Origin of the sequence: uncultured Streptococcus sp., assembly GCF_963545685.1 — a bacterium.
Lineage (GTDB): Bacteria > Bacillota > Bacilli > Lactobacillales > Streptococcaceae > Streptococcus.
Window position 1 is genome coordinate 1 of sequence record NZ_CAUUKN010000062.1, and the last position, 7,092, is coordinate 7,092.

Here is a 7,092-nt window from a genome sequence, read left to right on the forward strand (position 1 = left end):
GATTAACATAAGTAAGGTAACCAGTTGAGATTTTCTTAACTGGTTTTTCTGTTTTCTGAATCTTAGATAAAAAATATCGAAAAACGATAAAAATGTGTTGACAAGGATAAATAAAGAGTGTAATATATAATTATCGATAAACGATAATAAGTTTTCGATAAAGATAATCTTATTCGCGAAAAAGAGAAATTATAGACTAAAAACTATTTAACAAAGGAAATACTTATCATGAAAACACTCAAATTAATCATCAACACTATTCTTGTTCTTCTTATGACAATCTACGGTCTTGCAATGCTTGCTTTACTTATCCTTCCTTTGGTGGACGTGGCTAGTCTTTTCCCAGGTGCAGAGGTTCATTACCTTTCTGGTTGGGGTTACTGGCTGGTCGCAGAGCTACAATTCGCCTTTTATCTTGCCTTGATTTGGTTCCTTCGTAAAGAACTTAAAGCCTTTACTTGGAAGGCACTTTGGACAGAAGAATTCTCGCTTTTCTTGAAAAAAACTGCCCTCTTAACCTTTGTGCCATCAGCCTTGAATATCTTTCTGCAATTGGGAACGACTAATCACCTTGTAATGGACTTCAGTACATCAGTCTGGCTCTTCTTGGTGTCTCTAGCTTGTGATGCTATCCGTCTTCGTAAGGGACAAACAGCTGTCAAATAATGGAATAAATCTTGTTTGAAAAGTAGTAAAATCTTATCTATAAACTAGTATTTTATATTGATATTCGATATAATTGATACTGTTAATAGTTAGCTAATGATTTAGAACGAGGTCAAGGGCTCCTAGAGGCACCTTGGCTTTTTCTAGTCTATTTTCCAAAAAAATTAAATTGTATTTACAATCGAGGTAACACATGAAAACTATCTTATTCTATGTTTTAATCGTCTTAGCCTTAGCTGGTTCTAGTTATTATGGTTGGAGATCCGCCAAAAGCGCCAAAAGTCGCCAGGAAACGCAAGAGCAAAAACGTCTGCGTAGTGTTCTCCTGTTCGTTAATGTTCTCCTTTTTGCGGGATTTTTAAGTCTTGTAATCACCATTCTTAATGATGCCTTTATTCTGACTGGTCACGAAGGACTCTTACAACAAGGTTTGCGGATGCTTCTCGGTCCAGGAGTTACTGTAAAAAGCAACGGCTCTAGTTTGACGATTTTTACAGCAACCATTGATTTCCTTCGTATGGTAGTCAACATAGGATTCTTGTTGTGTCTACGTGCCTTTTTGATTAATCTTTATCGTTCTGATATTTTCATTGCTAAAAATGCTAAGTTGGTTCGTTGGTCAGCGCATTTGCTAGTTCTTGGGGCTTTTATCAATAATGGTATTTTTACGTTTGGAACGGGCAACCAGAGTTATAGTTTCTTTAATATCAGTTATTTGCTAGTTAGCTTTGTCCTCTATGCTGTTGCTATGATTTTGACTAAGGCTAATGCTATTGCTGAGGAAAATGAGTATACGATTTAGGAGGGGCTTATGATTATTGTCAATTTGGACGTTGAACTTGCCAAGAAGAAGATGCGCTCGGGTGAGCTTGCAGAACGGATTGGTATTACCCCAGCCAATCTCTCGGTTCTTAAGACAGGCAAGGCCAAGGCAATCCGTTTTACAACACTGGACGCTATTTGTAGGGAGTTAGATTGTCAACCGGGAGATATTCTTGAATATAGATTAGACGAAGAAAACTAAAAGCCTGAAGCATTTCAGTCACTACTCTAGTGACGATGCTTCAAGCTTTTTTATTTTTTTTCAACCATGCGACTAGGGCTAGGCTGGCTAGCACAGTACCACAGACCATGGCGATGTGCGTCTTTGAAACGGTTAGTTCATAGTGGAAATCTTTATTTTCCAATTTATCGGTTGCTTCAATACTAAGTTTCATGTCTTACCCCTCAATATAGTCTTTCAACTCTTGGCCTTTTAGTCCTGCACTAAGTGCAATGAGGAGTTTGAGGCGAGCTTTTGGTGCATTGAGTTCTTTAACAAACATAACACCAGCTTCTTGGAGTTTAACCCCACCCCCTTCATAGGCGTAGACAGGTTCGGCGATACCGTTGAAACAACGGGAAACGAGTACAACAGGGACTCCTTTGTCCATAAGTGACGTAATTTCTTTTGCAGCTAGTGGTGGGAGGTTCCCAGCACCTAGGGCCTCGATAACCACGCCGTCAATCTTTTTAGGGTCTAGGAGACTGATGATACCATCTCCAATCCCCATTCCAGCATAGGCTTTTATGATTGGTACTGTTCCTGTAATTTGTTCCAAGTCAAAGCGAACTCGAGGCTCAGCGGTTTTGAACCAGAGGATATCATGCTTCATGATGATGCCTAGTGGACCATGGGTTGGTGTGTGGAAGGTTGCCACGTTTGTGGTATGGGTCTTAGTCACATACTTGGCTGCATGGATTTCATCATTCATCACGACAAGGATTCCTTTGTCAGCGGCCTTATCATCACTGGCAACGCGTAGGGCTGAGAGATAGTTATAGACCCCGTCGCTTCCTAGCTCGTTTGACGAACGCATGGCACCAGTTATGACGATTGGAATTTCAGGGACGTTCATGGTATCTAGGAAGTAGGCTGTTTCTTCCAGGGTATCTGTTCCGTGGGTGATAACCACCCCGTCATATTGTCCAGATGTTTCCTTGATTTTTTTATAAATATCAAGCATGTGGTAGGGCGTAATGTGTGGACTAGGGATGTTAAGGAAGTCTAGGACAGTTAAGTCCAGATTATCTAAATCAAGCCCCACATGATTCATGGGGTTGTCAGTGTTTTGGCTGACCCTGCCATCATTATCCGCTGACATGGAAATGGTCCCTCCAGTGTGAAGGACTAGGATTTTTTTTATCATTTATACTACTCACTATCATATTTGTGTTATAATTTATTTTAGCATAAAATGTTAGAAGGAGGGGAGCTCTGTGGCGATTAAAGCAGTCTTTTTTGATATTGATGGGACTTTTTTAAATGACCGAAAGCGCGTGTCGAGTTCAACCAAAAAAGCCATCAGTCAAATGAAGGACGATGGTATCTTGGTTGGTTTGGCAACAGGTCGTGGTCCAGGATTTGTTCAGCCTTTCATGGACAATCTAGGTCTGGATTTTGCAGTGACTTATAATGGTCAGTATATCTTGACCCACGACAAGGTTCTCTATCAAAACCAGCTCCCTAAATCAACAATCTACAACTTAATCCGCTATGCTACTAAGCACCGTAGAGAGATTTCTCTAGGGACTAGCACAGGACTGGTTGGTTCCAATATCATCAGTATGGGGACTAGTAAGTTTGGGCAAATGGTAAGCCGTATTGTACCAAAGTCTTGGGCTAAGATGGTAGAACGTAGTTTCAAATCCTTAATTCGTCGTTTCAAGCCACAAAGCATGGAGACCCTCAAAACAATCATGCGCGAGCCGGTTTATCAGGTGGTTATGGTAGCGACAGTTGGTGAAACCCAGGCTATCGAGGAAAAATTTCCACATGTGAAGATCACACGTTCGAGCCCTTATTCAGCTGATATCATTTCAGCTGGACAGTCTAAACTTAAAGGGATTGCCCATCTAGGTGAGGTTTTTGGTTTTGAACTCAGCGAGGTTATGGCCTTCGGAGATTCGGAAAATGACCTAGAAATGCTATCTGGTGTCGGTATTGGTGTTGCCATGGGAAATGGCGAAGACGAACTGAAAGACCAAGCTACCCATGTCACTGATAGCAATAACCAAAATGGGATTGCAAAAGCCTTGTCCCATTATGGTTTGATTCACTTTGAAACAGAGAATTCATTCACCAGTGATGATGACAACTTTAACAAGGTTAAGGATTTCCACCATTTGATGGATGGCTCTACCAATGATATGCCTCGTGTCTATGGTATAGAAGAGGCTAGTCATCGTTCGGACTTTAAGTTGGAGGAAATTGTTGAGTTTCTTTATGCCTCATCAGGTGGAGACAAGCGTGTCTTTGGGCAAGCTATTCTAGATTTACATGCTGCTCTTGATAAGGCTGCGCTCAAGGTTAGTTCTAAAGAGCACCCAGAGTCCACTATGGTTGGCCAGGTGGATGCTTTGACAGACTTGCTTTATTTGACCTATGGTTCATTTGTTCTTATGGGGGTGGATCCTAAGCCTTTCTTTGATACCGTTCATGAGGCTAATATGGGTAAAATTTTCCCAGATGGTAAGGCGCACTTTGATCCAGTTACTCATAAAATCCTTAAACCGAGTGATTGGGAAGAGCACTTTGCGCCAGAACCCCATATAAAACGAGAGTTGGATCGTCAGATTCAGAAATCTATCCAAAGAAATAAATAAGAAGCTAAAAGGTTTGGACAGTCTGCTCCGAACCTTTTTCTAATAAAAATGACATTTATTAATAGCTCTATTTGTGATAAAATAAAGTCATTCTATATATTTTTAAGGAGATTATTATGACTAAAGCAGATTGGTTAGATTTTTTTGAAGCCATCAATGGTCGTTCAGCGACTGAAGAAGAAATTGCAGCAGCACTTGCAGCAGGTGAGTTCCAAGATGACGCACCAGCAGTTGAAGCGGCTCCTGTTCAAGAAGCACCAGCACAACCAGCATTTGCTGATGTTCAAGAAACAGCAGCACAAGAACCACAACCGCAACCAACTTTCGCTAGTGCTCAAGAAGCACCAGCGCAGCCAGCTTTTGCTAGTGCACAAGAAGTGCCAGCACAAGAACCACAACCGCAAGCTCCTTTTGCAAATGCTCAGGGTGCTCAGGCACAACCAACCTTTGCAGGGGCTCAAACAGCTCCAGTCCAAGGAGTGCCAAATCAAGCAGTGCAACCACAAGCTGGTTTTGCGAATGGACAAGCTGGTCAGCAAGCAGCTTTTGCTAACGGTCAACCTCTTCAACCAGGTCAAAACGTTCAATTTATCAATGGCCAAGCCGTAGTTGTTCCAGCCCAACCATCAGCATTTGCAACAACTTTCAAAAATTACTGGACATGGTTGCTTAATGCATGGCGTCGACCAGCTGACATGACGGATTATGGTAAGCACAATGGTTGGCTTAACTATATCTTCTTGTCACTCTTTACTGGACTTGCATTCTTTGCAATTTTGAGCGCTGTGGAACGTAAAGTGGTTAACTCAATTGTATCAACCACAAATACACTGTCTAGTATTTTTGGTTCATTTGGAACAGATGCTTACTCATCTTCAGTTTCAAGTCCTACCTCTAGCATTGGTTTTGGAGCCTTCTTCGCAAGTATCCTAGCTGCCTTCCTCTTTATCTTTGCCTTCATCTTGGCAGGATTTGTAACACGTAAGGCCATCTTCCGTGACCCTGAGACTACTTTCTTAAATAGCTTTGATCGTTTTGGTCGCTTGACGTCATTGGCCTTGCCAATCTTGCTCGTAACAATCTTGTTTGGAGCTATTGGACTTGTTGCCTTCCCAGGGTTCTTGTTCTATGTTGTTTATTTCTTATTTGCACTTGCGAATCTCTTTACAATTGTTCCTGTAACAACAGCGTGGAAGGCTGATAAATTCTATCAAATGATTTTGGCAGCACTTTTGAATGGTGTCATTTTGTCAATCTTGTTTGCAATCGTATTTGCTATCATGTCATCATTTACAGTAGGTCTTTTATTCTAAGTAAACCTAACGATTTTTGAAAAAGCAAGTTTATAGGAGTCCTTATGGCAACAAAAGAAAAGTGGATTGATTTATTTGAAAAGGCAGTTGGTCGTCCGCCCCATGTTTTGGAAATTGAAGAAGGCCAAAAAGCAGACTTTGATTTAAAGGCTATTAAAGGCATTGCTGCAATGGGTTTGGATCAGGAAGTTACTGCTCCTGAACTAACAGAAGAAGTTGATGAGTATGACGTTGCCGAGGAAGTGTTTGAAGATGTGGCCCTTGATGACGAGGAGGAAACGACTTCATTAGAAACTGAGGAACTTACGCCGCTGTCTCACAAAGAGCAGAATCAAACCGAAGAAGATTCAAAAGCTACTTCTAAAGAAGCACAAGCAATCTGGATGAAGACCTTCAAAAACTATGTAGGTCGTCAGCCTCTTCCTGAGGAATTTCTTATAGGTAAGTCTTCAGGTTATGATGTGTCAACCATCCATCAGTTTATCTCAGATGGTAAGGCCGCTAAACCGGCAAAGCCAGTCATGGCTAAAGGAAAGAAAATCCTGATTATTGCTGGTGTTGTTGCCGCAGTCTTAGCGCTTGCTGGCTATGGCTTTGGTTCTTATTACTACTCACGTGGTCAAGTAGCAGAGCGTTATGAAGCAGCAGCTAAGAAGAGTTTTAAGGATAGCCTAGAATACCAAGTATGGTCTGATACTAAAAAAGAGATTAAAACATCCGAAGTCAAGTACACAGACATCAAAAATACACAAGCCTATAGCAAGAGCCAACTGATATCTGATGAACGTATGCAAAAAGTTGGCCGCCAGTTTCTCATTTTTCCTAAGTGGCGAGTTGTGGTAGATCCTGGAACAGTTGATTTGGCAGTTAATACAGCTGATTTGAATGTGACTATTAATGGTATTGCTTACGCAACTACAGATGGCAATAACTACACCGCTAAATTGAACCATCTCTATCCAGGAACTTACAATTTTGTAGCTTCTGGTAAGGTCAACGACCAAGATATCACTGTTTCATCTGAGGAAAATGTGACCTCTAAAACGGAAGTCAACCTTTCTGTAGAGTACCTCAGTTTTACCGTTAAATCTAATGTTAAGGACGGGGACCTCTACGTCGGTGGCACTAAGATTGGGACCCTCAGCTCAGGGAAATTGGATGTCAACAAAGTAGCAGTAGCTGGCTCATCAGCTGTTTATGTTAAGAAGAATTTCGAAGATGGTAGCTCTATCAAGACAGAGACATTGTCTATTAAGAAAATCTCTGAAGGACAAACGGTTACTTTAGATGCTGATGGTGTTCTTGACCGTGATACGGCAGATCGTCTAATGACTGCTGCTTACGGTAAGTTTGGTAGCTACGCTGCTAACCACAACACGACACCAGATGGTGTTTCTGATATTTTCCTTAATGGTACTGATGATACCATGTATAAGGATGTAACGGCTGATATTGATAAAAATACTAC

General features: G+C 41.3%; 8 protein-coding genes. 6 read left to right on the forward strand and 2 right to left on the reverse strand.

Going from position 1 to position 7,092, the window contains the following annotated elements; all coding sequences use genetic code 11:
- Nucleotides 1–228: 228 nt before the first annotated feature.
- The 3 genes from RWZ99_RS08315 to RWZ99_RS08325 all read left to right on the forward strand — a co-directional run bounded on the left by RWZ99_RS08315 (nucleotide 229) and on the right by RWZ99_RS08325 (nucleotide 1,690).
- Nucleotides 229–666 (forward strand): hypothetical protein, encoded by a 438-nt coding sequence (locus RWZ99_RS08315; protein ID WP_314677956.1) that lies wholly within the window; start codon nucleotides 229–231, stop codon nucleotides 664–666.
- 193 nt (nucleotides 667–859) lie between these two features.
- Nucleotides 860–1,468 (forward strand): DUF2975 domain-containing protein, encoded by a 609-nt coding sequence (locus RWZ99_RS08320; protein ID WP_314677958.1) that lies wholly within the window; start codon nucleotides 860–862, stop codon nucleotides 1,466–1,468.
- 9 nt (nucleotides 1,469–1,477) lie between these two features.
- Nucleotides 1,478–1,690 (forward strand): helix-turn-helix transcriptional regulator, encoded by a 213-nt coding sequence (locus tag RWZ99_RS08325; RefSeq protein ID WP_314677960.1) that lies wholly within the window; start codon nucleotides 1,478–1,480, stop codon nucleotides 1,688–1,690.
- Nucleotides 1,691–1,730: 40 nt separating this feature from the next.
- On the opposite strand, the gene RWZ99_RS08330 is transcribed toward RWZ99_RS08325, so the two are convergent.
- Complete coding sequence (locus tag RWZ99_RS08330; RefSeq protein WP_314677962.1) at nucleotides 1,731–1,883, reverse strand: hypothetical protein; 153 nt, start codon at nucleotides 1,881–1,883, stop codon at nucleotides 1,731–1,733.
- A gap of 3 nt (nucleotides 1,884–1,886) precedes the next feature.
- Nucleotides 1,887–2,852 (reverse strand): asparaginase, encoded by a 966-nt coding sequence (locus RWZ99_RS08335; protein WP_314677971.1) that lies wholly within the window; start codon nucleotides 2,850–2,852, stop codon nucleotides 1,887–1,889.
- A 73-nt stretch (nucleotides 2,853–2,925) separates the two neighbouring features.
- Between RWZ99_RS08335 and RWZ99_RS08340 the strand changes: the two genes are divergently transcribed.
- From RWZ99_RS08340 to RWZ99_RS08350, 3 genes are all read left to right on the forward strand, one after another.
- Nucleotides 2,926–4,311 carry a Cof-type HAD-IIB family hydrolase gene (locus RWZ99_RS08340; protein WP_314677964.1) on the forward strand — a complete coding sequence of 462 codons (1,386 nt, stop codon included), beginning with the start codon at nucleotides 2,926–2,928 and terminating at the stop codon, nucleotides 4,309–4,311.
- A gap of 116 nt (nucleotides 4,312–4,427) precedes the next feature.
- On the forward strand, nucleotides 4,428–5,624 hold the full coding sequence (locus RWZ99_RS08345; RefSeq protein ID WP_314677965.1) for a DUF6574 domain-containing protein: 1,197 nt from the start codon (nucleotides 4,428–4,430) through the stop codon (nucleotides 5,622–5,624).
- Between the two features lie 44 nt (nucleotides 5,625–5,668).
- On the forward strand, nucleotides 5,669–7,092 hold a 1,424-nt coding region (locus RWZ99_RS08350; RefSeq protein WP_314677968.1), incomplete at its 3' end, for a TcaA 3rd/4th domain-containing protein.